Source organism: Streptomyces sp. NPDC001536, assembly GCF_042894505.1.
GTDB lineage: Bacteria > Actinomycetota > Actinomycetes > Streptomycetales > Streptomycetaceae > Streptomyces.
In genome coordinates, this window is the sequence record NZ_JBIAVQ010000019.1 from 138,152 (window position 1) to 162,497 (window position 24,346).

At 68.9% G+C, this 24,346-nt stretch carries 17 protein-coding genes; 10 read left to right on the plus strand and 7 right to left on the minus strand.

Features of this window, described 5'->3' with window-relative positions:
- The first annotated feature begins 20 nt into the window (after positions 1-20).
- The 4 genes from rplL to ACFY0U_RS39155 all read left to right on the plus strand — a co-directional run bounded on the left by rplL (position 21) and on the right by ACFY0U_RS39155 (position 9,186).
- Positions 21-407, plus strand: a complete 387-nt coding sequence (rplL, locus tag ACFY0U_RS39140; RefSeq protein ID WP_388644284.1) for a 50S ribosomal protein L7/L12 — start codon at positions 21-23, stop codon at positions 405-407.
- A 622-nt stretch (positions 408-1,029) separates the two neighbouring features.
- Positions 1,030-4,515: a DNA-directed RNA polymerase subunit beta gene (gene rpoB / locus ACFY0U_RS39145; protein ID WP_388644287.1), complete on the plus strand. Its 3,486-nt coding sequence runs from the start codon at positions 1,030-1,032 to the stop codon at positions 4,513-4,515.
- Positions 4,516-4,609: 94 nt separating this feature from the next.
- A complete protein-coding gene (locus ACFY0U_RS39150; RefSeq protein WP_388644289.1) occupies positions 4,610-8,509 on the plus strand; it encodes a DNA-directed RNA polymerase subunit beta' in 3,900 nt (1,299 codons plus the stop codon).
- Between the two features lie 146 nt (positions 8,510-8,655).
- The gene (locus ACFY0U_RS39155; protein ID WP_388644291.1) at positions 8,656-9,186 is read left to right on the plus strand and encodes a DUF1707 and DUF4190 domain-containing protein; all 531 of its coding nucleotides are present in this window, start codon (positions 8,656-8,658) and stop codon (positions 9,184-9,186) included.
- A gap of 68 nt (positions 9,187-9,254) precedes the next feature.
- On the opposite strand, the gene ACFY0U_RS39160 is transcribed toward ACFY0U_RS39155, so the two are convergent.
- The 6 genes from ACFY0U_RS39160 to ACFY0U_RS39185 all read right to left on the minus strand — a co-directional run bounded on the left by ACFY0U_RS39160 (position 9,255) and on the right by ACFY0U_RS39185 (position 16,973).
- Complete coding sequence (locus tag ACFY0U_RS39160) at positions 9,255-10,484, minus strand: M48 family metalloprotease (RefSeq protein ID WP_388644293.1); 1,230 nt, start codon at positions 10,482-10,484, stop codon at positions 9,255-9,257.
- Between the two features lie 41 nt (positions 10,485-10,525).
- Positions 10,526-11,062, minus strand: coding sequence for a Pycsar system effector family protein (locus ACFY0U_RS39165; RefSeq protein ID WP_388644296.1), 537 nt, complete (start codon positions 11,060-11,062; stop codon positions 10,526-10,528).
- A complete protein-coding gene (locus ACFY0U_RS39170) occupies positions 11,059-12,816 on the minus strand; it encodes a hypothetical protein (protein ID WP_388644299.1) in 1,758 nt (585 codons plus the stop codon). The genes ACFY0U_RS39165 and ACFY0U_RS39170 overlap by 4 nt, the downstream gene beginning before the upstream one ends.
- Before the next feature lie 37 nt (positions 12,817-12,853).
- Positions 12,854-15,073, minus strand: a complete 2,220-nt coding sequence (locus ACFY0U_RS39175) for a hypothetical protein (RefSeq protein ID WP_388644302.1) — start codon at positions 15,071-15,073, stop codon at positions 12,854-12,856.
- Positions 15,070-15,915, minus strand: coding sequence for a hypothetical protein (locus ACFY0U_RS39180; protein WP_388644303.1), 846 nt, complete (start codon positions 15,913-15,915; stop codon positions 15,070-15,072). Before ACFY0U_RS39180 ends, ACFY0U_RS39175 begins: the two co-directional genes overlap by 4 nt.
- A gap of 302 nt (positions 15,916-16,217) precedes the next feature.
- Positions 16,218-16,973 (minus strand): Crp/Fnr family transcriptional regulator, encoded by a 756-nt coding sequence (locus tag ACFY0U_RS39185; RefSeq protein ID WP_388644305.1) that lies wholly within the window; start codon positions 16,971-16,973, stop codon positions 16,218-16,220.
- A 383-nt stretch (positions 16,974-17,356) separates the two neighbouring features.
- Here ACFY0U_RS39185 and rpsL point away from each other — a divergent pair, with 383 nt between their 5' ends.
- The 4 genes from rpsL (at position 17,357) to tuf (ending at position 21,708) form a co-directional block, all read left to right on the plus strand.
- The gene (rpsL, locus tag ACFY0U_RS39190) at positions 17,357-17,728 is read left to right on the plus strand and encodes a 30S ribosomal protein S12 (protein ID WP_003948652.1); all 372 of its coding nucleotides are present in this window, start codon (positions 17,357-17,359) and stop codon (positions 17,726-17,728) included.
- A gap of 3 nt (positions 17,729-17,731) precedes the next feature.
- The gene (gene rpsG, locus ACFY0U_RS39195) at positions 17,732-18,202 is read left to right on the plus strand and encodes a 30S ribosomal protein S7 (protein ID WP_003974303.1); all 471 of its coding nucleotides are present in this window, start codon (positions 17,732-17,734) and stop codon (positions 18,200-18,202) included.
- 39 nt (positions 18,203-18,241) lie between these two features.
- On the plus strand, positions 18,242-20,371 hold the full coding sequence (gene fusA, locus ACFY0U_RS39200; protein WP_388644308.1) for an elongation factor G: 2,130 nt from the start codon (positions 18,242-18,244) through the stop codon (positions 20,369-20,371).
- 143 nt (positions 20,372-20,514) lie between these two features.
- A complete protein-coding gene (gene tuf, locus ACFY0U_RS39205; RefSeq protein ID WP_353689747.1) occupies positions 20,515-21,708 on the plus strand; it encodes an elongation factor Tu in 1,194 nt (397 codons plus the stop codon).
- A 173-nt stretch (positions 21,709-21,881) separates the two neighbouring features.
- Here the strand turns inward: tuf and ACFY0U_RS39210 are convergent, their stop codons facing one another.
- The gene (locus tag ACFY0U_RS39210; RefSeq protein WP_388644310.1) at positions 21,882-22,853 is read right to left on the minus strand and encodes a hypothetical protein; all 972 of its coding nucleotides are present in this window, start codon (positions 22,851-22,853) and stop codon (positions 21,882-21,884) included.
- Between the two features lie 338 nt (positions 22,854-23,191).
- Here ACFY0U_RS39210 and ACFY0U_RS39215 point away from each other — a divergent pair, with 338 nt between their 5' ends.
- Complete coding sequence (locus ACFY0U_RS39215) at positions 23,192-23,407, plus strand: hypothetical protein (protein WP_361481069.1); 216 nt, start codon at positions 23,192-23,194, stop codon at positions 23,405-23,407.
- A gap of 135 nt (positions 23,408-23,542) precedes the next feature.
- On the plus strand, positions 23,543-24,160 hold the full coding sequence (locus ACFY0U_RS39220) for a hypothetical protein (RefSeq protein ID WP_388644312.1): 618 nt from the start codon (positions 23,543-23,545) through the stop codon (positions 24,158-24,160).
- Positions 24,161-24,346: the final 186 nt, after the last annotated feature.

The window sequence follows — 24,346 nt, forward strand, 5'->3', positions numbered from 1 at the left end:
AAGTGGAAGGATCGCCCAACATGGCGACGAAGCTGTCCCAGGAAGAGCTGCTCGAGCAGTTCGAGTCCCTCACCCTCATCGAGCTCTCCGAGTTCGTGAAGGCCTTCGAGGAGAAGTTCGACGTCACCGCCGCCGCCGCGGTCGCCGTTGCCGCTCCGGGTGCCCCGGGCGCCCCGGTCGAGGCCGCTGAGGAGAAGGACGAGTTCGACGTCATCCTCGCCGGCGCCGGTGACAAGAAGATCCAGGTCATCAAGGTCGTGCGTGAGCTGACCTCCCTCGGCCTGAAGGAGGCCAAGGACCTCGTGGACGGCGCCCCGAAGCCCGTCCTGGAGAAGGTCAACAAGGAGGCCGCGGACAAGGCTGCCGAGTCCCTCAAGGCCGCCGGCGCCTCCGTCGAGGTCAAGTAACACCTCACGGGTCCGCACGGACTCGCGCGTGCCGCAGGCCTCGTAAGAGGGCTGTAACGCTGACGCACCGAAGAGCGATCATCCATCCGGGTGGTCGCTCTTCGGCGTTCCCGGGGGCGTCGTGGCGGCTGCCTTGCGACCGTGGTCGTGGGGAGTATGGTGATCTTCGTCGTGCCCCTTGAGCGCCCCTGGTGGCAGGCCAGAGGCAGACCGCAAGTGACGAGCGCAGCACCCGGTTTGGGCAAGACAGGCCTTGACGAACCGCACGCAGCGCGCAATTCTCAGGACGCGTCGCCAGAACGGTCCGAATCCGAGGCATGGATCGGCGACGAAGAGGGCAGTATCAACGTGCGTTGAGGGCGAGCGTGCCGAAGGCGTTGAGGACAACGAGGGTCACAGAAAATCGGGGCTGGACATCAGTGCGCCAAGTGGCTACACTGACCCTTTGCGCTGCCTGTTAGCTGCCCCCTGCCCGTCACCAGGGGTCTGCCCTCGCCTCAGCATCGATGATCAGAACTTCTCTGACCTGGCAAAAAGCCAGATCAGGGAGGTACCTGTCTTCGGGTGCAGGAGTGGGACCGGTACGCGCGTAGTGAGTCCGAGCCCTCGGAAGGACCCCCTCTTGGCCGCCTCGCGCACTGCCTCGAACGCGAATACGAACAACGGCGCCAGCACTGCCCCGCTGCGCATCTCTTTTGCAAAGATCAAGGAGCCTCTCGAGGTTCCCAACCTGCTCGCGCTGCAGACCGAGAGCTTTGACTGGCTGCTCGGCAACACCGCTTGGCAGAGTCGGGTCGAGGAGGCTCTGGAGTCAGGTCAGGACGTCCCCACCAAGTCCGGTCTGGAGGAGATCTTCGAGGAGATCTCTCCGATCGAGGACTTCTCCGGGTCGATGTCTCTGACATTCCGCGACCACCGCTTCGAGCCGCCGAAGAACAGCATCGACGAGTGCAAGGACCGCGACTTCACGTACGCGGCCCCGCTCTTCGTGACGGCAGAGTTCACCAACAACGAGACCGGCGAGATCAAGTCCCAGACGGTCTTCATGGGCGACTTCCCGCTCATGACCCACAAGGGCACCTTCGTCATCAACGGCACCGAGCGTGTCGTGGTGTCCCAGCTGGTCCGTTCGCCGGGTGTCTACTTCGACTCCTCCATCGACAAGACGTCCGACAAGGACATCTTCTCGGCCAAGATCATCCCGTCCCGGGGTGCCTGGCTGGAGATGGAGATCGACAAGCGCGACATGGTCGGTGTCCGCATCGACCGCAAGCGCAAGCAGTCCGTGACCGTCCTCCTCAAGGCTCTCGGTTGGACCACCGAGCAGATCCTCGAGGAGTTCGGCGAGTACGAGTCCATGCGCGCCACCCTGGAGAAGGACCACACCCAGGGCCAGGACGACGCGCTGCTGGACATCTACCGCAAGCTGCGTCCGGGCGAGCCGCCCACGCGCGAGGCCGCGCAGACGCTTCTGGAGAACCTGTACTTCAACCCGAAGCGCTACGACCTCGCCAAGGTCGGCCGTTACAAGGTCAACAAGAAGCTGGGCGCGGACGCCCCGCTCGACGCCGGCATCCTGACCGTCGAGGACATCATCTCGACGATCAAGTACCTGGTGAAGCTGCACGCGGGCGAGACCGAGACGGTCGGCGACCGGGGTACGAGCATCGTCGTCGAGACCGACGACATCGACCACTTCGGCAACCGTCGTCTGCGCAGCGTCGGCGAGCTCATCCAGAACCAGGTCCGCACGGGTCTGGCTCGTATGGAGCGCGTCGTCCGTGAGCGCATGACGACCCAGGACGTCGAGGCGATCACGCCGCAGACCCTGATCAACATCCGGCCGGTCGTCGCCTCCATCAAGGAGTTCTTCGGCACCAGCCAGCTGTCGCAGTTCATGGACCAGAACAACCCGCTGTCGGGTCTCACCCACAAGCGCCGTCTGTCGGCTCTTGGCCCGGGTGGTCTCTCCCGTGAGCGGGCCGGCTTCGAGGTCCGTGACGTGCACCCGTCCCACTACGGACGTATGTGCCCGATCGAGACGCCCGAAGGCCCGAACATCGGTCTGATCGGTTCGCTCGCCTCCTACGGCCGCGTCAACGCGTTCGGTTTCGTGGAGACGCCGTACCGCAGGGTCGACGGCGACGTCGTCACCGACGAGGTCGACTACCTCACGGCCGACGAAGAGGACCGATTCGTCATCGCGCAGGCCAACGCCACGCTCGACGACAACATGCGTTTCACCGAGAACCGCGTCCTGGTCCGCCGTCGTGGCGGCGAGGTCGACTACGTCCCCGGTGACGACGTGGACTACATGGACGTCTCGCCGCGCCAGATGGTGTCGGTCGCGACCGCCATGATCCCGTTCCTCGAGCACGACGACGCCAACCGTGCCCTCATGGGCGCGAACATGATGCGTCAGGCCGTGCCGCTCATCAAGAGCGAGGCCCCGCTCGTCGGCACCGGCATGGAGTACCGCTCCGCGGTCGACGCCGGCGACGTGGTCAAGGCCGAGAAGGACGGTGTGGTCCAGGAGGTCTCCGCGGACTACATCACCACCGCCAACGACGACGGCACGTACATCACGTACCGCCTGGCCAAGTTCGCCCGCTCCAACCAGGGCACCTCGGTCAACCAGAAGGTCATCGTCAACGAGGGCGACCGCATCATCACGGGCCAGGTGCTCGCCGATGGTCCGGCCACCGAGAACGGCGAGATGGCCCTGGGCAAGAACCTGCTCGTGGCGTTCATGCCGTGGGAGGGTCACAACTACGAGGACGCGATCATCCTGTCGCAGCGCCTCGTGCAGGACGACGTCCTCTCCTCGATCCACATCGAGGAGCACGAGGTCGACGCCCGTGACACCAAGCTCGGCCCCGAGGAGATCACCCGGGACATCCCGAACGTCTCCGAGGAGGTCCTCGCCGACCTCGACGAGCGCGGCATCATCCGTATCGGTGCCGAGGTCGTCGCCGGCGACATCCTCGTCGGCAAGGTCACGCCCAAGGGCGAGACCGAGCTGACCCCGGAGGAGCGCCTGCTCCGTGCGATCTTCGGTGAGAAGGCCCGCGAGGTCCGTGACACCTCGCTGAAGGTCCCGCACGGCGAGATCGGCAAGGTCATCGGCGTCCGCGTCTTCGACCGTGAAGAGGGCGACGAGCTGCCGCCGGGCGTGAACCAGCTGGTTCGTGTCTACGTGGCGCAGAAGCGCAAGATCACGGACGGTGACAAGCTCGCCGGCCGCCACGGCAACAAGGGCGTCATCTCGAAGATCCTGCCCATCGAGGACATGCCGTTCCTCGAGGACGGGACGCCGGTCGACATCATCCTCAACCCGCTGGGTGTGCCGTCCCGAATGAACCCGGGACAGGTCCTGGAGATCCACCTCGGCTGGCTCGCCAGCCGCGGCTGGGACGTCTCCGGGCTCGGCGAGGAGTGGGCGCAGCGCCTCCAGGCGATCGGCGCCGACCAGGTCGCCGCCGGCACCAACGTCGCCACCCCGGTGTTCGACGGTGCGCGTGAGGACGAGCTCGCCGGTCTGCTGAACCACACCATCCCGAACCGCGACGGCGACCGCATGGTGCAGCCGACCGGTAAGGCGAGGCTGTTCGACGGCCGCTCCGGCGAGCCGTTCCCGGACCCGATCTCCATCGGGTACATGTACATCCTCAAGCTGCACCACCTGGTCGACGACAAGCTGCACGCCCGGTCGACCGGTCCGTACTCGATGATCACCCAGCAGCCGCTGGGTGGTAAGGCCCAGTTCGGTGGCCAGCGCTTCGGTGAGATGGAGGTGTGGGCGCTGGAGGCTTATGGCGCCGCGTACGCCCTCCAGGAGCTGCTGACCATCAAGTCCGACGACGTCACCGGCCGCGTGAAGGTCTACGAGGCCATCGTCAAGGGCGAGAACATCCCCGAGCCCGGCATCCCCGAGTCCTTCAAGGTGCTCATCAAGGAGATGCAGTCCCTGTGCCTCAACGTGGAGGTGCTGTCCTCGGACGGCATGTCCATCGAGATGCGCGACACCGACGAGGATGTCTTCCGCGCTGCGGAGGAGCTTGGCATCGACCTGTCCCGGCGCGAGCCGAGCAGCGTCGAAGAGGTCTGACGGGAGTCCGGAGGCCTTCACCATGAAGGCCTCCGGCCCCAGGACCCCCGTATCAGACCCCATGACTTACAACCCTGAGAGGGATTGACGCATAGTGCTCGACGTCAACTTCTTCGACGAGCTCCGGATCGGTCTGGCCACCGCTGACGACATCCGTCAGTGGAGCCACGGCGAGGTCAAGAAGCCCGAGACCATCAACTACCGCACCCTCAAGCCCGAAAAGGACGGACTCTTCTGCGAGAAGATCTTCGGTCCGACCCGGGACTGGGAGTGCTACTGCGGCAAGTACAAGCGCGTCCGCTTCAAGGGCATCATCTGTGAGCGCTGCGGCGTCGAGGTCACTCGCGCCAAGGTGCGTCGTGAGCGGATGGGCCACATCGAGCTGGCCGCCCCCGTCACGCACATCTGGTACTTCAAGGGCGTCCCGTCGCGTCTGGGCTACCTGCTCGACCTGGCCCCCAAGGACCTCGAGAAGGTCATCTACTTCGCGGCGTACATGATCACGTACGTCGACGAGGAGCGCCGCACCCGCGACCTGCCCTCCCTGGAGGCGCACGTCTCCGTGGAGCGTCAGCAGATCGAGAACCGTCGCGACGCCGACCTCGAGGCCCGCGCCAAGAAGCTCGAGACCGACCTGGCCGAGCTCGAGGCCGAGGGTGCCAAGGCCGACGTGCGCCGCAAGGTGCGCGAGGGTGCCGAGCGTGAGATGAAGCAGCTGCGCGACCGTTCGCAGCGCGAGATCGACCGTCTCGACGAGGTGTGGACCCGGTTCAAGAACCTCAAGGTCCAGGACCTCGAGGGCGACGAGCTGCTCTACCGCGAGCTGCGCGACCGCTTCGGCACGTACTTCGACGGTTCGATGGGTGCCGCGGCGCTGCAGAAGCGCCTGGAGTCCTTCGACCTCGACGAGGAGGCCGAGAAGCTCCGCGAGATCATCCGCACCGGCAAGGGCCAGAAGAAGACCCGTGCGCTGAAGCGGCTGAAGGTCGTGTCTGCCTTCCTGCAGACCTCCAACAGCCCCAAGGGCATGGTCCTCGACTGCGTCCCGGTCATCCCGCCGGACCTTCGCCCGATGGTGCAGCTGGACGGTGGCCGCTTCGCGACCTCCGACCTGAACGACCTGTACCGCCGTGTGATCAACCGCAACAACCGTCTGAAGCGACTCCTTGACCTCGGCGCGCCCGAGATCATCGTGAACAACGAGAAGCGCATGCTTCAGGAGGCCGTCGACGCGCTCTTCGACAACGGCCGTCGTGGTCGCCCAGTCACGGGCCCCGGCAACCGTCCGCTGAAGTCGCTGTCCGACATGCTCAAGGGCAAGCAGGGTCGATTCCGTCAGAACCTGCTCGGCAAGCGTGTGGACTACTCCGCGCGTTCCGTGATCGTCGTCGGTCCGCAGCTGAAGCTGCACCAGTGCGGTCTGCCGAAGGCCATGGCGCTGGAGCTCTTCAAGCCGTTCGTGATGAAGCGCCTGGTCGACCTGAACCACGCGCAGAACATCAAGAGCGCCAAGCGCATGGTGGAGCGCGGCCGCACGGTCGTGTACGACGTCCTCGAAGAGGTCATCGCCGAGCACCCGGTTCTGCTGAACCGTGCTCCCACCCTGCACCGCCTCGGCATCCAGGCCTTCGAGCCGCAGCTTGTCGAGGGCAAGGCCATCCAGATCCACCCGCTCGTCTGCACCGCGTTCAACGCGGACTTCGACGGTGACCAGATGGCCGTCCACCTGCCCCTGTCCGCAGAGGCGCAGGCCGAGGCCCGCATCCTGATGCTGTCCTCGAACAACATCCTCAAGCCCGCCGACGGCCGTCCGGTGACGATGCCGACCCAGGACATGGTCCTCGGTCTGTTCTTCCTCACCACCGACGGTGAGCTCCGTGACACCAAGGGCGAGGGCCGTTCGTTCGGCTCCACGGCCGAGGCGATCATGGCGTTCGATGCCGGCGAGCTCGCGCTCCAGTCGCAGGTCGACATCCGCTTCCCGGTGGGCACCATCCCGCCGCGCGGCTGGACCCCGCCGGTGCGCGAGGAGGGTGAGCCGGAGTGGCAGAACGGTGACTCGTTCCGTCTGAACACCACTCTGGGCCGCGCGCTCTTCAACGAGCTGCTGCCCGAGGACTACCCGTTCGTCGACTACTCGGTGGGCAAGAAGCAGCTCTCCGAGATCGTCAACGACCTCGCCGAGCGCTACCCCAAGGTCATCGTGGCGGCGACGCTCGACAACCTGAAGGCGGCAGGCTTCTACTGGGCGACCCGTTCCGGTGTCACCGTCGCCATCTCCGACGTCGTCGTTCCCGAGGCGAAGAAGGAGATCGTCCGCGGGTACGAGGCGCAGGACGAGAAGGTCCAGAAGCAGTACGAGCGCGGTCTGATCACCAAGGAAGAGCGCACTCAGGAGCTCATCGCGATCTGGACCAAGGCGACCAACGAGGTCGCCGAGGCGATGAACGAGAACTTCCCCAAGACGAACCCCATCTTCATGATGGTTGACTCGGGTGCCCGAGGAAACATGATGCAGATGCGGCAGATCGCCGGTATGCGTGGTCTGGTGTCGAACGCCAAGAACGAGACCATCCCGCGTCCCATCAAGGCGTCCTTCCGTGAGGGCCTGTCCGTGCTGGAGTACTTCATCTCCACGCACGGTGCCCGTAAGGGTCTGGCGGACACCGCCCTGCGTACCGCCGACTCGGGTTACCTGACCCGTCGTCTGGTGGACGTCTCGCAGGACGTCATCATCCGCGAGGAGGACTGCGGCACCGAGCGCGGTCTGAAGCTGCGGATCGCCTCGAAGAACGCCGCCGGCGTCCTGATCAAGGCGGACGACGTCGAGACCAGCGTCTACGCCCGCATGCTCGCCGAGGACGTCGTCATCGACGGCAAGGTGATCGCGCCGGCCAACGTGGACCTCGGCGACGTGCTGATCGACCAGCTCGTGCACCACGGTGTCGAGGAGGTCAAGACCCGCTCGATCCTGACGTGCGAGTCCCAGGTCGGCACCTGCGCGATGTGCTACGGCCGTTCGCTGGCCACCGGCAAGCTGGTCGACATCGGTGAGGCGGTCGGCATCATCGCCGCCCAGTCCATCGGTGAGCCCGGTACCCAGCTGACGATGCGTACCTTCCACACCGGTGGTGTGGCCGGTGACGACATCACCCAGGGTCTGCCCCGTGTCGTCGAGCTCTTCGAGGCTCGTACGCCCAAGGGTGTCGCCCCGATCTCCGAGGCCCAGGGCCGCGTGCGGATCGAGGAGACCGAGAAGACCAAGAAGATCGTCGTCACCCCGGACGACGGCAGCGACGAGACGGCGTTCCCGATCTCCAAGCGTGCCCGTCTCCTGGTCAGCGAGGGCGAGCACGTCGAGGTGGGCCAGAAGCTCACCGTGGGTGCCACCAACCCGCACGACGTGCTGCGCATTCTGGGCCAGCGTGCCGTCCAGGTCCACCTGGTCGGCGAGGTCCAGAAGGTCTACAACTCGCAGGGTGTGTCGATCCACGACAAGCACATCGAGATCATCATCCGGCAGATGCTCCGCCGGGTGACGATCATCGAGTCCGGCGACGCCGAGCTGCTGCCCGGCGAGCTGGTCGAGCGCTCGAAGTTCGAGACCGAGAACCGTCGTGTGGTCCAGGAGGGCGGTCACCCGGCCTCCGGTCGTCCGCAGCTGATGGGTATCACCAAGGCCTCGCTGGCGACGGAATCCTGGCTGTCGGCCGCCTCCTTCCAGGAGACGACCCGAGTCCTGACGGACGCGGCGATCAACGCCAAGTCCGACAGCCTCATCGGCCTCAAGGAGAACGTCATCATCGGTAAGCTCATCCCGGCCGGTACGGGTCTGTCCCGTTACCGCAACATCCGGGTGGAGCCGACCGAGGAGGCCAAGGCCGCGATGTACTCGGCCGTCGGCTACGACGACATCGACTACTCTCCGTTCGGCACCGGCTCCGGCCAGGCCGTTCCGCTGGAGGACTACGACTACGGTCCGTACAACCAGTAGCAGTCGGCTCTGAAGCACTGAAGGGCGGTCACCCCGTTTCGTACGGGGTGACCGCCCTTCGGCATGTCCGGGTGGCGTCGCCGTCTGTCCCGGATTGCCGGTTCGGCGCATCATGGAGGGAGTTCGGGGGGTTGGGGAGGTACTCCGTGTCGAATCCTTCGTGGCAGCCCGGGCCGGGCGGCGTCCCACAGCCCTGGCAGCCCTATACCGCCGCGTCGCCCATGCTCGCCTCCCACGCGGACCGGGAGCGGGCCGTGGACGTGCTCAGGGCGGGGTACGGGGAGGGGCGGCTGGAGAAGGCGGAGTTCGACAAGCGGGTCGCCCGCGCGTACGCGGCCCGGACCGTCGGGGAGCTGGCCCTGCTCGTCGGGGATCTGCCTCAGGGGCCCCTGACGCACCCCGTGGCCGTGCCGCGGACGTTCGTGGCCCTGCCCAGGCCGCGGACCAACGGGAAGGCCGTAGGAGCCGCCGTGTGCGGGGTGCTGTGTCTGCCGACCTTCGGGTTCACCGGGATCCCGGCGGTCGTGCTCGGACAGGCGGCGCGCTCGGAGATCCAGCGCACCGGGGAGGGCGGCGACGGGCTCGCGCTGATCGGGCTGGTCATGGGGTGGATGTCGGTCGCGGCCTGGACGGTGATCCTGACGCTGATGCTCGCGGTGGCCATCGGGAGCGGGTGAGCGGACATGTGCCGCAGGGCGGTCCCTCTCGGGGTGGCCGCCCTCTGGGCGTGCCCGGGCGTCCGGGCTCAGTACGGCTGGAGGTACGGCTGGAGATGGTGCAGCCGGGTGTGGTGGTCCGGGTGCGAGGACAGGAGCCGGCTCAGGGCGCCCTCCTCGATGGGGATGCCGCCGTTGCGGGCGGTGACCTCGGCCTTCTCGTACTGCTCCTGCCGGTGCAGCTTGTCGAGGACGGCGGCCAGCATCGGGGCGAAGCCGAGAGCGGCCGCGTGCTCGTCCGCGCGGAGTTCGGAACGGCGGCCGACGGCGGCGAGGGCGTAGGGCACACCGAGGATCAGCAGCGGAAGCCCGTACAGGGTGCTGACTGTCGCGAAGGCCAGACCGCCCACGAGCAGGACGACGAAGGCGACGCCGAAGCAGCCGAAGGCCTTCGAGACGTGGAAGGCGACGGTGGAGACCGCCTTGAGGACGCGCCAGGCGATACGGCCCGGCAGGGCGTACCAGTAGCCGAGGAGACCGGACCACGCGTGGCCGCCGACGTGATGGCCCAGCTCATGGGCCATGACGGCGGCGAGTTCGCCGTTGGGGAGCTGGTTCATGGCGAAGCGGGTGACGCCGACGATGTGGCCGGCGGCGGCGACCGCGTTCAGGCTGTCGCTGTCCTCGACCCACAGCTCGTAGGTACGGCCCTCGACGCCGGCGCGGGCCGTCACCTCGCGCCAGACCGGTTCGAGTTTGGCTCGTTCTTGCGGCGTGGGGTAGCGCAGACGGAGCAGATGGCGCGCGAGGGCGCTTTCGGTGGGGCGGTGGAAGACGAGTGCGCCGCTGGCGATCCAGAGCAGGATCACGACGAGAGCGAAGTCGCCGAAGAGCGCGGAGACCAGGCCGACGACGAAGAGGCTGCACAGGAAGTTCGGCAGATGGAGAAGGAGACTGCCGACGGCTGTGGCGTCGGTGCGGCGCTGCTGGTTGGAGAGGTGGATCCGGCGGGGGTCGGTGCTGATGTGGTGGGGGTGGGACGGGTCGGTGGGGGCGGGTGGGGTGTTGGGCGGCAGGGGGGTGGTGTGGGTGGTGGGAGGAGTCGCGGGCTGGGTGTATTGCGGGGGTATGGGGGCGGAGGGGTACTGGGGCGGGACTTGAGGTGGGGACTGCTGGGGGTACTGGGGCGGGGACGGTTGTGGGTACTGCGGTGGGACGTGTTGTTGGGGATACGGCGGTGAGGGCTGGGGATATGGGGGCGGCGACTGCTGCTGGGGGTACTGGGGCGGCTGTTCCGGATATTGGGGTGGCTGGGTCATGGCGGTTCCTTCATGGGAGCGGTGGCCGGTCGGCCGGGTGTTCAGCCGAGCAGCAGTGAGGTGGGGAGCAGGACCGTGCCGACGCAGAAGGCGATCAGGCCGGCTCGGATCCACTGGTGTTTGCGTACGGCGATGCGGCTCATCTCGGTGAGCGCGAGGGTCAGCGCGGTGACGGGGGCGCGCCGGGTGTCCGTCAGCGCCGTTTCCAACTGCCCCTGGCGGACGGCCTCTTGGATGTCGCCGAAGTAGGACAGCGGGCGGCCGGGGGCCCAGTGCGGGGAGCGGTAGCGGGGCAGTACCGCCAGCAGCAGGGCGAAGAGCGACAGGACGAGCGCGGCCGCTCCCGTCCACCACAGCACGGTGCCCACGGCGGACAGCGCGGCCGGGGTCCAGTCCCGGCCGACCAGCAGCCCGCTGAGGACACCGGCGGTCATACCGAGGGCGGCGACCAGCACGGACGCCTTGGTGTCGGCCCGGGCGACCTCCGTACGCAGGTCGGCGAGGAGGCGTTCGCAGAGGGGGACGAGGGTGTCGGGGGGCGCGGGTGCGGGCGCCGGTGTCGGGTCGAGCGTCGTCATGTGCCGCTCGCCTCCGGGCCGTTGGGCCGAGCGTCGGCTTCGGTGGCGGGGGCGCTGTCCGGTACGTCGGTGGCGGGCAGGGTGGGTGTACGGCCGTAGCCGGGCGGGGGTTGCCAGGGCGGGGTGGCGGGCGGTGCCGGGGCGGGCGGGGTGGTGGGGCCGGATGTCGGTGCCTGCGGGGGCCAGGGCGAGGTGCCCGGGGTGGCCGGGGGTGCGGGCTGGGGGCCCGGGTAGCCGGGATACGGGGTCTGTGCGCCCGGCGGCGGCGTGAGGGGCGTCGGGGGCTGCCAGGCAGGGGCGCCCTGGGTGCCGTAGGGGCCGGGCGGGCTGTAGGGGGCGCCGGGTGGGGGCATGGGCGACCCGGGGTACGGGGATGCCGGTCCGGGCGGGTGGGGGACGGCGGACTGGGCGGGCCCGGGGACCGGTCCTGTCGTGGCTGTGGGTGTGGGTGTGGCGGGCTGTCCTGCCGTGGTCCCGGGGTATGGCTGTCCCGGTGTGGGGCTGGGCGCGGCGTATGGCTGGCCGGGCATGCCGGCGGGTCCGGCGTACGGCTGGCCCGGTACCAGCTGGCCCTCGACGGTTGTCGGCATCCCCTGTCCCGGGGCGGCCTCAGGCGTCTGCGGCATTCCCTGCCCAGGGACGCCCCCCGGAGACCCGTCCCCCTCCGGCAGCGCCTGCTGGGCCACCCCCGGCATGCGTTGGTTGAGGATGTCGTGGACCGTGCGGAGGGCGAGTTGTTTGGGGCCCTCCAGTTCCCAGTTCTCCGCGGCCTCGCTGCTGAGGAGTTGTTTCACCAGGTCCATCTGGGCCTGGATCATGCGGAGTTGGTCGTCGCGCATGCTCTGCATGACCAGGCGGGAGTCCTCGGGGTGCTGGGCGAGGTGGAGGGCCCATTGGTGGACGCCGCCCTGTTGGAGGTGCCACTGGTAGAAGGCGATCTTCTCGGCCTCGATCTGTTGCAGCTCCAGCATCTGCCGGCCTTGCAGCAACGCCTGTTCGTGCTGCCAGCGCTGCTGCTGGAGCAGGAGTTCCTGCTGCTGGACGCCGTAGGCCATGGCCCGGTCCAGCTGGAGCGCGTCCTGCCGGCGTCCCCGGCGGTCCGCCTCGATGTCGATGTCCATGCCCCGCTGGGCCACCCGGATCTGTTCCTCGGCGGAGTGGTCGATGGCCTGGAGCCGGCGCTGGTGGTCGATGTTCTCCTGGTCGCGGCGGAGCCGGACGGTCCAGGTGACCTGGAGGCCCGCCGGGGCGCCCAGCGGGCCCAGCAGGTTCATCGCGTCCAGCATCTCCCGCTCGGCGGCCGCGCTGTCGGCGATCGCGAAGCGCCGGGTCACGGGACGGGCCGCCTGCTGGAGCTCGCCGAGGAGCAGCCCCGGTACGTCCCGATGGCCGGAGGAGACGAACCGGGCCGGGTCCAGGACCTGCCAGGACAGGTCCACCTGTGCCGTGAACTCGAACGCGTCGTTGTCGCTGGGCAACGGCAGTTCGGCGGTGTGCGGATGCACGCCCATGTCCACCTCGTACACCGCCGTGTACCGGTTGGTTGCTATCTCGCCGCGGGTCGGCCGGCGCGGCGGCAGATAGGCCTCGTAGCCGCCCTTCGCCGTGGCGAAGACCAGGGCGTGGTCGATACGGACGTACGACTTGAGGTTGAACTCGAAGCGCGAGAGCTGACGCACGGTGAGGACCGGGTCGATCAGCTCGGTGTGCCGGTCGGCGTTCTGCTGCCACTCGGGCTGGCGGAAGGTGGGCATGGGGCGGGTCTCCTCGGGCGTACCGACTCGGTGCGGGTCAGCGGTTGGGCAGCGTGGTCAGCAGGCGGGCCGCGACCGGGGGCGGTGGATTGCCGTCCTCGCCGGACATGGTGCGCAGCAGATGGCTCAGGCGCTGGTGCTCGGTGGGCGTGGTGACGAGAGTGGGCAGGAGGGCGGCCAGCGCCCACTCCACGGTGGTGGACCGGTCGGCGATCAGGACCCATTCGTGGAGCACCTTGAGGGCGTCCCGGGTGGTGCGGGGGTCGCTGAGCGCGGTCCGCCACAGGAACGGCACGCCCTGGGCCGCCGTACCGCCCTGGCCGGCGGCGCGGGCGTACCAGCTGAGGACGAGTGGAGCGCCGTAGGGCTCGTCGTCCTCCCTGCGGTCGCAGGCCGACACGAAGCCGCCGAGGGTGAGATCGCGTACCGCCCGGTCGTCGTCGATGTGGGCGCGCAGTTCGGCCAGGACCTGGTCGCTCGCCGAGGACAGCAGCAACAGGCCGACGGACTGGGCGAGTTCCACGACCAGTTCCTCGTCGGTGCTGTCGGGCGCGTCGGCGTAGAGCCGCCGTACGGCGCCGCGCAGCGCGGCGAGGGCCTGCTCGGGGCGTTCCGGTCCGAGCAGGCCGTACGCCCGGACCGCCACCCAGCGCAGCCGCGGGTCGTCGCCGGAGCACCAGGCGTCGAGGATGCGGGGGATGTTGGGGGTGGCGATGAAGTGGGCGAGGGTGAGCGCGTTGACGGCCACGAGCCGGTGCTTGAACCGCTTGGACATGCCCCAGGGCTGGATGACCAGCGCCATCGCCGACGGCAGGTCGGTCCGGGCCAGGACGGCCGCGGTGGACGCGGCGCGGGTGCGCACCAGGGGGCGGCCGTCGTCGGCGAGGCGGCGCAGCCAGCGGATCAGCGCGGGGCGGGCGGAGGGGTGCCCCGTCCAGACCTCGCGCAGCAGGACCCCGGAGGCGCGCTCGTCCAGGAACTCGGCCTTCTTCTGGGTCACCGGCCCCCATTCCGTGTGCTCCTCCGCCAAGTAGGCCTTCGCGCGGGCGACTTGGAGGCGTTTGCGGACATGGGTGCCGAAGACGGGGACCTCGGGGACCCGGGCCGGGTTCTCGGTCTCCTGGAGGAACCGGTAGAGCAGGTCGCTCAGTTCGGCGGTGAGCGGGTAGGGGCCGCCGTCGAACGCGGCGAGCGCGACGAGGAACGCCTTGTCGCGCAGGTGCAGCGAGGTCTCGTCCTCCGCGAACCACTCCTGCACCTGGTTCTCCAGCGCCACCCACGAGAAGCCGGCCACGGCCTCCTCGCTCGCCTCCCCGGTCGCGTACCGGCCGAGCAGTTCGGCGAAGCGGGCGACCTCGCGGGGCTGGTGGCTGCGGCCGAGGAAGTCGGCGACCTGAGGGTGGGCGAGGAGGCCGGGGGTGGCGCGGGTGCCCAGATGGGCGGCGAGGACGTCGGCCGCCGCCGGGGGCGGCCACTCCTCGGGGGTGACGTCCTCGACGGGCGTGGTGGGTCCGATGGTGACGACCAGATAGGCGTCCTGGACGGTGAGCCGGTCACGCACGGCCAGCAGGTGGTGTTCGCGCAGCGGGTTGTCGCGGCGGGCGGTGAGGTCGTACAGGACGTAGCCGCAGGTGAGAGGCGGCTCTTCGGACGGGTCCGCGTCCTCGGTGGGGAGGCTGTCGGCCAGTTCACCCGGTCGTGTGTCGCGGTCCAGTACGCGTACGGGGGAGGCGCCGAGCCGGTGCAGCAGCATCAGGGCCGCCGTGCGTCTGCCGGTGAAGCGGCCGCCGGACAGCACCAGGACCCGCTCCCGCCGTAACCGCTCCGCCAGCCGGTCCATGAGGTCCTCGTCGGCGGCGAAGTGCGCGGCGAGTTCCTCCAGCGTGGCGCTCGGGACCTCTCCGGAGGCGCCGGACGCGGGGGAGGGGAACGCCGGGAGGGTGACCTGGAAGACCTCCGTCTTGCTGCCCAGGAAGACGTCGCCGGAGAAGTTCCCGCCGCTGATGCCGCCGTGCTGGGTGCCGCCGTGCAGCCCGCCGTTGAACGCGGCCCGCGCGCCCACGTTCATGATCCGGGGGCTGTGGTCGACCAGGTCGCGCCGGGCCGACCAGGCGTTCTGCGGCTGGTCCAGCTCCTCCGGCTCGCCCTCCGCCTCGGGCCGAGCGCCGTCCGCGGCCTCGGCGTCGCCGCCGGACTGCTGCGGTACGGCGTTGGCGGCCCCGGGGCGTTCGGCGGCCGGCGCCTCCGGTGCGCTCACGCGCCCTCACCCCGCTCGCCGCCCAGGGTGACGTTGCCGTGGAAGTTGCCGCCGCTGATGCCGCCGTGCTGGGTGCCGCCGAAGACACCGCCGTTGAACGTGCCCCCGTGCACGTTGACGGCGGAGCCCGGCGCCGGGGCTCCCCTGTTTCCGTCCGGCGCCGGGCCGTCCTCGTGGGAGCCGCCCTGTTCGGGCACCCGCGGCGCCGGGCGGTCCCCCGATCCGCCCGGCGCCTCCCCCTTCTCACGGTGGTCCTGGCCGGTCGCCGCCGCGGGCACCGGTCCGTGCAGCCACGCCGTCAGCGGGCCGTTCTTGCTGTCCACGGTGACCTCGTGGAAGCCGTCGGCGGGGATTCCCGGGTGGTCGTGCCGTACGACACCGCCGTACAGCGGGTCCGAGACGCACAGCGCGAAGTCGTCGGCGCGCTCGCACAGGGCGGCGCGCAGGATGTCGGCGTCCAGCAGCCGGCAGGCGTGGTTCAGGTCGGAGCCGACCCAGCCGTCGTGCTCGTCCACGGCGACGTAGCCGGTGGCCAGGACGGCCCGCAGGCGGATCTGCGCCGAGCGGGAGGCCATGCGGTTGACCGCCCTGAGCTGTGCCGGAACCTCGCTGAGCAGGGCTCGCAGCAGCGCTGTGACCGGGGCGTTCGCGTCGATGAGCTCCATGACCGAGTCCCCGCGGTCGGCGCGCAGCCGGAGGGTCTCGTCGATGCCGGCGCGCTGGAGGGTGCGGTCGGTGATGTCGTAGAGCATGCGGCGCAGGTAGGCCTGCTCGACGTCGTCCCGGTCGCTGTACCTCTCGATGTCCACCAGCAGGATCGTCCGGGTCACGGGGTCGCTCATGGTCGCCTCTCGAGGGGGGTGGGGCGGTGCAGACGAGAAGCGTGCGGGAGGGAAGGGTGTTGTCTGGAGGGCGGATGACGCAGTTGGAATGTGACCGTGTGCACAGAGCAGGGGCGGGGCAGGGGGTGCCGCTTGGTGTTTCGTTGCCGTGTGCGGGTGCGTTGTGGCTGGTCGCGCCCCGCGGCGGAGCCGCTGTTGACACAGCCCCGCGCCCCTGAAGGCGGCTGCGCCGCCTCAGGGCCACGCGCGCCCGGGGATCCTGAAGGCGGCTGCGCCGCCTCAGGGGCACGCGTGCCTGGGGATCAGTTCTCGCGTGGCTGTTGTGGGGACGGGATTCCCGTCGCGGGCCCCGTCGCCGCGATGCGGCGCAGTACGTCCGGGCGCATGATCAGCATCGCCCGCCTTCCCGTGGCGACCACGCCCTTGTCCCGTAGCTCCTTCAGGAGGCGCTGGACCATTTCCCGGGAGGCGCCGACCGAGCCCGCCAGTTCCTGCTTGCTCAGGGGGACGGCGAGTTCGATGCCCTCCGGGGTGCGGCGGCCGTGGGTGCGGGCCAGGTCCAGGAGCAGGACGGCGAAGCGTTCGCGCACGCTCATCGACGCGAACTCCAGCCGGCGCCGGTCGGCCGCGCGGGTGCGGTCCACGGTGAGCCCGAGCAGGGCGAAGGAGGCCGCGGGGGAGCGGTGCAGGAAGCCCCGGAACCGCTCCCGGTCGACGGCCACCGCCCTGACCTGCTCCAACGCGGTCACCGTCGCTCCGCGCGGCCGGCCCGTCAGCGCCGCCGACTCGCCGACGACGTCACCGGGTCCGCGCAGGGCGAGCAGTGCCTCGTAGCCGCTGGCGGCGGACGCGGTGACCTTGGTCCAGCCCTGGACGAGGAACAGGACGTGCGCGGACGGCTCCTCCTGGCGGAGCAGGACCGTGCGCGGCGGGAAGTCCAGGCCGCGGCCGAGCGCCAGCAGCGCCGAGCGGTCCTCGCTCTCCAGCCGCGCCAGGAACGGCACCCGGTCGTCCAGGCCACCGTCGTCCGGCGAGTACGCCGGCGTCCACGTCGTCATGCCTCATCCCCCGAATCCCGTACGGGCCCCGTCGTGAAGACGGGTCAACGTACTGAACGCCCAAGATCGCGTGGGGCGGAAGAGCGCGAATCGGCCACTGGCGCCGGCCGTGCCCCTTGACAGTCGAAAGCGCGGCGTGTCGGGGCCCGCTCCATTTGTTTTGACCGAAGTCCGTGAGGTAGGTACGCTCAGACCTTGTGCCTGGGGTGTGCCCTGGCTCTCGTGCGTGCCATCAACCGCATGGCGAGCCTCCATCGGCCACCGTGAATCCGCGCCCTTTCCGCCTCCGGGTGGAAGTCTGCGGGATCCGACACACCCGACCGCGTGGGTCGGCGATGTTCCAGGTTAGCTTCACCATTCGGCACACAGAAACCGGAGAAGTAGTGCCTACGATCCAGCAGCTGGTCCGGAAGGGCCGGCAGGACAAGGTCGAGAAGAACAAGACGCCCGCACTCGAGGGTTCGCCCCAGCGTCGCGGCGTCTGCACGCGTGTGTTCACGACCACCCCGAAGAAGCCGAACTCGGCCCTGCGTAAGGTCGCGCGTGTGCGTCTGACCAGCGGGATCGAGGTCACCGCTTACATTCCGGGTGAGGGACACAACCTGCAGGAGCACTCCATCGTGCTCGTGCGTGGTGGCCGTGTGAAGGACCTGCCGGGTGTTCGCTACAAGATCATCCGCGGTTCCCTTGACACCCAGGGTGTGAAGAACCGCAAGCAGGCCCGCAGCCGCTACGGCGCCAAGAAGGAGAAGTAGAAAATGCCTCGTAAGGGCCCCGCCCCGAAGCGCCCGGTCATCATCGACCCGGTCTACGGCTCTCCTCTTGTCACGTCGCTCATCAACAAGGTGCTGCTGAACGGCAAGCGCTCTACCGCCGAGCGCATCGTCTACGGCGCCATGGAGGGCCTGCGTGAGAAGACGGGCAACGACCCGGTCATCACGCTGAAGCGCGCTCTGGAGAACATCAAGCCGACCCTCGAGGTCAAGTCCCGCCGTGTCGGTGGTGCGACGTACCAGGTTCCGATCGAGGTCAAGCCCGGTCGTGCCAACACGCTCGCGCTGCGCTGGCTGGTCGGTTACTCCCGCGCCCGTCGCGAGAAGACCATGACCGAGCGTCTGCTCAACGAGCTTCTCGACGCCTCCAACGGCCTGGGTGCCGCTGTGAAGAAGCGCGAGGACACCCACAAGATGGCCGAGTCCAACAAGGCCTTCGCGCACTACCGCTGGTAGTCGCAACCCCCATCGAGACCGAGAGAAGACCGAAGCCTTATGGCTACCACTTCACTTGACCTGGCCAGGGTCCGCAACATCGGGATCATGGCCCACATCGACGCGGGCAAGACGACCACCACCGAGCGGATCCTCTTCTACACCGGCGTCAGCTACAAGATCGGTGAGGTCCACGACGGCGCTGCCACCATGGACTGGATGGAGCAGGAGCAGGAGCGTGGCATCACGATCACCTCTGCTGCCACCACCTGTCACTGGCCGCTCGAGGACAACGACTACACGATCAACATCATCGACACCCCGGGGCACGTCGACTTCACGGTCGAGGTGGAGCGTTCGCTCCGCGTCCTCGACGGTGCCGTCACGGTGTTCGACGGTGTCGCGGGTGTCGAGCCGCAGTCCGAGACGGTGTGGCGTCAGGCCGACCGCTACGGCGTGCCGCGCATCTGCTTCGTGAACAAGCTGGACCGCACCGGCGCCGAGTTCCACCGCTGCGTGGACATGATCAAGGACCGGCTCGGTGCCGTTCCGATCATCATGCAGCTGCCGATCGGTGCCGAGATGGACTTCAAGGGCGTTGTGGACCTGGTCCGCATGAAGGCGCTCGTGTGGTCCGCCGAGGCGGCGAAGGGCGAGATGTACGACGTCGTCGACATCCCCGCCACGCACGCCGAGGCCGCCGAGGAGTACCGCGGCAAGCTGGTCGAGACCGTCGCCGAGAACGACGACGAGATCATGGAGCTGTTCCTGGAGGGCCAGGAGCCCACCGAGGAGCAGCTGTACGCCGCGATCCGTCGTATCACCATTGCCTCCGGCAAGGGTGGCGGCGTCACGGTCACCCCGGTGTTCTGTGGCACCGCGTTCAAGAACAAGGGCGTCCAGCCCCTGCTCGACGCGGTCGTGCGCTACCTGCCGACTCCCCTGGACGTCGAGGCCATCGAGGGCCACGACGTGAAGGACCCGGAGCTGGTCGTCAAGCGCAAGCCCTCCGACGAGGAGCCGCTGTCCGCCCTCGCGTTCAAGATCATGAGCGACCCGCACCTGGGCAAGCTCACCTTCGTCCGGGTCTACTCGGGCCGCCTGGAGTCCGGCACCGCCGTGCTGAACTCCGTCAAGGGCAAGAAGGAGCGCATCGGCAAGATCTACCGCATGCACGCGAACAAGCGTGAGGAGATCGAGTCGGTGGGCGCCGGCGACATCGTCGCCGTGATGGGCCTGAAGCAGACCACCACCGGTGAGACGCTTTCGGACGACAAGAACCCGGTCATCCTGGAGTCCATGGACTTCCCGGCGCCGGTCATCCAGGTCGCCATCGAGCCCAAGTCCAAGGGTGACCAGGAGAAGCTGGGTGTCGCCATCCAGCGTCTCGCGGAGGAGGACCCCTCCTTCCAGGTTCACTCGGACGAGGAGACCGGCCAGACCATCATCGGTGGTATGGGCGAGCTGCACCTTGAGGTGCTGGTCGACCGTATGCGCCGTGAGTTCAAGGTCGAGGCCAACGTCGGTAAGCCGCAGGTCGCCTACCGTGAGACGATCCGTCAGGCCGTCGAGCGCGTGGACTACACCCACAAGAAGCAGACCGGTGGTACCGGTCAGTTCGCCAAGGTGCAGATCGCGATCGAGCCGATCACCGAGTCGGACGGCCCGGCGTACGAGTTCGTGAACAAGGTCACCGGTGGCCGTATCCCGCGGGAGTACATCCCCTCGGTGGACGCCGGTGCGCAGGAGGCCATGCAGTTCGGCATCCTCGCGGGCTACGAGATGACGGGCGTCCGCGTCACGCTTCTCGACGGTGCCTACCACGAGGTCGACTCCTCCGAGCTCGCGTTCAAGATCGCCGGTTCGCAGGCGTTCAAGGAGGCCGCGCGCAAGGCCAAGCCCGTGCTGCTCGAGCCGATGATGGCCGTCGAGGTCACCACGCCCGAGGAGTCGATGGGTGATGTCATCGGCGACCTCAACTCCCGCCGTGGCCAGATCCAGGCCATGGAGGAGCGCAGCGGCGCCCGCGTCGTGAAGGGCCTCGTGCCCCTTTCGGAGATGTTCGGCTACGTCGGAGACCTCCGCAGCAAGACCTCGGGTCGCGCAAGCTACTCGATGCAGTTCGACTCCTACGCCGAGGTTCCCCGGAACGTCGCCGAGGAGATCATCGCGAAGGCCAAGGGCGAGTAACACACTCCGTTTACACGCCTTAGGCTTGACACCGACCGCCGGGATTCAACCGGAAACGGAAATCCCGGCGGGCGGCATCCCAGCAAAGATCACCCTGGCGCCGATGAGCAAGGCGTACCAGAACCACTCCACAGGAGGACCCAGTGGCGAAGGCGAAGTTCGAGCGGACTAAGCCGCACGTCAACATCGGCACCATCGGTCACATCGACCACGGTAAGACGACCCTCACGGCCGCCATTACCAAGGTGCTGCACGACGCGTACCCGGACCTGAACGAGGCCTCGGCCTTCGACCAGATCGACAAGGCTCCCGAGGAGCGCCAGCGCGGTATCACGATCTCGATCGCGCACGTCGAGTACCAGACCGAGACGCGTCACTACGCCCACGTCGACTGCCCCGGTCACGCGGACTACATCAAGAACATGATCACGGGTGCCGCGCAGATGGACGGCGCGATCCTCGTGGTTGCCGCCACCGACGGCCCGATGCCGCAGACCAAGGAGCACGTGCTCCTGGCCCGCCAGGTCGGCGTTCCGTACATCGTCGTCGCCCTGAACAAGGCCGACATGGTGGACGACGAGGAGATCCTGGAGCTCGTCGAGCTCGAGGTCCGTGAGCTCCTCTCCGAGTACGAGTTCCCGGGCGACGACCTGCCGGTCGTCAAGGTCTCGGCGCTCAAGGCGCTCGAGGGCGACAAGGAGTGGGGCCAGACGGTCCTCGACCTGATGTCCGCCGTCGACGAGTCGATCCCGACCCCCGAGCGTGACGTCGACAAGCCGTTCCTCATGCCCGTCGAGGACGTCTTCACGATCACCGGTCGCGGTACGGTCGTCACCGGCCGTATCGAGCGTGGTGTCCTGAAGGTCAACGAGACCGTTGACATCATCGGCATCAAGCAGGAGAAGACCACCACCACGGTCACCGGCATCGAGATGTTCCGCAAGCTGCTCGACGAGGGCCAGGCCGGTGAGAACGTCGGTCTGCTCCTCCGTGGCATCAAGCGCGAGGACGTCGAGCGCGGCCAGGTCATCATCAAGCCCGGTTCGGTCACGCCGCACACCGAGTTCGAGGCCCAGGCCTACATCCTGTCCAAGGACGAGGGTGGCCGCCACACGCCGTTCTTCAACAACTACCGTCCGCAGTTCTACTTCCGTACGACTGACGTGACCGGTGTTGTGACCCTCCCCGAGGGCACGGAGATGGTCATGCCGGGCGACAACACTGAGATGAAGGTCGAGCTCATCCAGCCCGTCGCCATGGAAGAGGGCCTGAAGTTCGCCATCCGTGAGGGTGGCCGGACCGTGGGCGCCGGCCAGGTCACCAAGATCAACAAGTAAGTCTTGTTGGCTTGACAGCCTGGTAGCTCTCAGAGCTCCCTGAAGGGGCCCGTACGACTTCGGTCGTGCGGGCCCTTTCGCGTGCGGCGCCGAGATGGCTGCCGCCGGGCCTGCGTCTTCGCTTGTATGCACGTGATCATCGGGGTGTCGTACGGCAGCTGGCGAGACGCCGGTCACTGGATGTTGCGCAGCGGGGGATGGTCGTACGACATCTCGCAGACGTAGAGCTGGAGGGCGTGGTCCCGGCCGATGCTCAGGTGGGTGGGCCGGGCCGAGCCGGTGTCGTCGAGCGGGAACCAGCTGCGGCTGCCGCCGTCGCACTCCCAGCCGTCGACGGTGAGCAGCGGCCGTACCGCCGAGCCGCACTCCGCGCAGGACATGGGGAAGGGGTCGGTGTAGCTCCACGGGGCGTGACCGCCGACCTTGCAGCCCGGGGCGACGGCGAGGTCGTACTGGTAGTCGGCGCCGTGTTCCTCTGCCCACTCCTCGACCCGGTCCGCCAGCTCCTCGGGCAGCTCGTGCGGGGCCGGGTATTCGGTGACGGGCTCCGGGTGCAGGACGCAGGGCTCGGGGAAGAAGTGGCTTCTGCCGATCACCGACGGGTACGGGGCCGCTCCTTCGGCCAGGGGTTCGACGACCTCGGAGGTCGTCCGCCAGCGCAGCTCCGTGCGGGGCATCCAGCCCTCGTGGTCGAAGGGGCACCAGAGGAGTTGCATCAGGTCGGTGCCGGGCGGGCCGGGAAGTCCGGGGACCTCGCGGGCGTAGAGCTGGGCGACGGGGATCAGGGGGACGGGGCCGTCCTGAGGTATCCGGCGCGCGGTCGTGGCCCGGTCGACGACGGTCCGCTCCTCCGGGGTGAGGAAGTCGGCGCCCTCGGCACGCGGCCGGCTGTGCGCCTCGGCGAGCACGCGGCGGCTTGCGCGCAGGTCGTCGGGGGTGTGGCCGAGGTGGGCGGGGCCGTCGTGTTCGGGGCAGGTGGGCCAGGGCTCGTCCGCGGGCCAGAGCAGGGGGCCGCCGACGGAGCTGCCCGTGGTGGTGGGGGCGCCGGGGCGCGGGTGCAGGCGGACGGTCGTGCGGGCCAGGGGGGTCAGCTCGGGGAAGGCGGCCGTCACGTCGAGGGGGCGGGGCGGGGTGGTGCGGGTCATGGGGGCGAGGTTATGGCTGAACGGTGGTCAGTGGCGCGGGAGTTTTCGGTGGGTGGCGGTCGGACCCGAGGCGGGTGGTGCGGGCCATGGGGCCGGGGTTATGGCTGAACGGCGGTCAGTGGCGCGGGAGTTGTCGGTGGCCGGCGGTCGAGTCGGAACAGGGGCGGGGTGGTGCGGGTCATGGGGTCGAGGTTGTGGCCGAACAGGGCCCGGTAGCACGGGAGTTGTCGGTGGGCGGCGGTCGAGTCGGACCCGAGGCGGGGTGCGTACCGTACAAGTCGCTCATGGCGGTGGATCCGGGCCGGGCTGCCCGGAGGGGAGAGGGAAGGACTCGCTCGATGATCCTGACGATCAACGTGGCGGTTCTGCTGGCCGTCGTCATCGTCCTGCGATTGCGCCGGCGCACCCAGGCCCGGAGCCGGGCCGACGAGAGACTGACCGTGGCCCTTGTGCTGGTGTTCGGGGTGCTCATCGCTCCGACGGCGTTCGGGCAGGGGATCCTGGATGTCGTGGGGCAGGTCGTGGAGGGGGCCTCGGGGGTGGGGGAACCGTGAGGCGGCCTGTCCACGGTGGCCGCCTCTGGGTGGCACTGCCGAGGAGGCCGTAGACGCCGATCCCATGCCGTCGCAGCCGATGACGGCGAGCAGGGCGGCGCCGATGCCGACCGGGCGCCCGCCTAGGGTGGCCGCATGAGGCGCGCCCGAGGGATCTTCGCACCGCTCGGCGGGGTCGTGCTGGCCGGGGCCGTGAACGCCACCGGTACCTGGGAGCTCGCCGAGGGCTCGCCGGGGGAGTTCCTGACGCGGCGGCGGGACGACTTCGATCGGCTCATGGACGGGATCCGGTCGGTCTGCCGGCTCGACGACGCGGCCATGGGGATCGCCGACGAGATGGGCTGGTTCCAGGAGTACGAGGTGGCCGGGGCGCATCTGGCGCTGTACTCCGGGTATCTCGCGGCCACCCCGGAGCTCCTGGACCGGCTCGACCAGCCGCCCGTCGTCCGGCGTATGTGCCGGATGGCGGCGGATCTCCAGCTGACCGAGTTCCTCGGGGCCCTGATCGGCGGCACCGTCGAGGCGGAGACGGCGGCCGGGCAGGGCGCGGCACGGATCGTCGACGTACTCACGATCGCGTGCGACCTCGCGGACGCGACGGGCGGCACCGCCCCGGCACAGGTCTTCCGGACGTGGCGGGTCGCTCGGCTGCCGGGGATCCTCGACCCGCGGTCGGACGCGCCGGCGTACGGCAGGGCCGGGTTCCGGGCGTACGACGAGGCGCTGGAGGCGCTGCTCCTCGGGGGCGCGTGACCTATGGGGGTTCCGTGAAGGCCGGACCAACGCCGTGCGGCGCGCCGGCGAGGGTTCGGGCAACTCCCTGTCCGGGTGGGGAGAAATGTTCTTGTCCGCGTGTTATGCGGCGGTTGTGACGTCGTAGCGTGAGCCGTCCTTCGGCCGCCCCCGGGGCGGGTTCCCCGACGACGATGGGCAGAGTGC

Coding starts and splice junctions, on each gene's coding strand:
- ACFY0U_RS39180 (WP_388644303.1), bottom strand. CDS start 15,915: ATGAGCGACCCCGTGACCCGGACGATCCTGCTGGTGGACATCGAGAGG.
- ACFY0U_RS39215 (WP_361481069.1), top strand. CDS start 23,192: ATGATCCTGACGATCAACGTGGCGGTTCTGCTGGCCGTCGTCATCGTC.
- fusA (WP_388644308.1), top strand. CDS start 18,242: ATGGCTACCACTTCACTTGACCTGGCCAGGGTCCGCAACATCGGGATC.
- ACFY0U_RS39210 (WP_388644310.1), bottom strand. CDS start 22,853: ATGACCCGCACCACCCCGCCCCGCCCCCTCGACGTGACGGCCGCCTTC.
- ACFY0U_RS39170 (WP_388644299.1), bottom strand. CDS start 12,816: ATGCCCACCTTCCGCCAGCCCGAGTGGCAGCAGAACGCCGACCGGCAC.
- rpsG (WP_003974303.1), top strand. CDS start 17,732: ATGCCTCGTAAGGGCCCCGCCCCGAAGCGCCCGGTCATCATCGACCCG.
- ACFY0U_RS39185 (WP_388644305.1), bottom strand. CDS start 16,973: ATGACGACGTGGACGCCGGCGTACTCGCCGGACGACGGTGGCCTGGAC.
- rplL (WP_388644284.1), top strand. CDS start 21: ATGGCGACGAAGCTGTCCCAGGAAGAGCTGCTCGAGCAGTTCGAGTCC.
- ACFY0U_RS39160 (WP_388644293.1), bottom strand. CDS start 10,484: ATGACCCAGCCACCCCAATATCCGGAACAGCCGCCCCAGTACCCCCAG.
- ACFY0U_RS39165 (WP_388644296.1), bottom strand. CDS start 11,062: ATGACGACGCTCGACCCGACACCGGCGCCCGCACCCGCGCCCCCCGAC.
- ACFY0U_RS39220 (WP_388644312.1), top strand. CDS start 23,543: ATGAGGCGCGCCCGAGGGATCTTCGCACCGCTCGGCGGGGTCGTGCTG.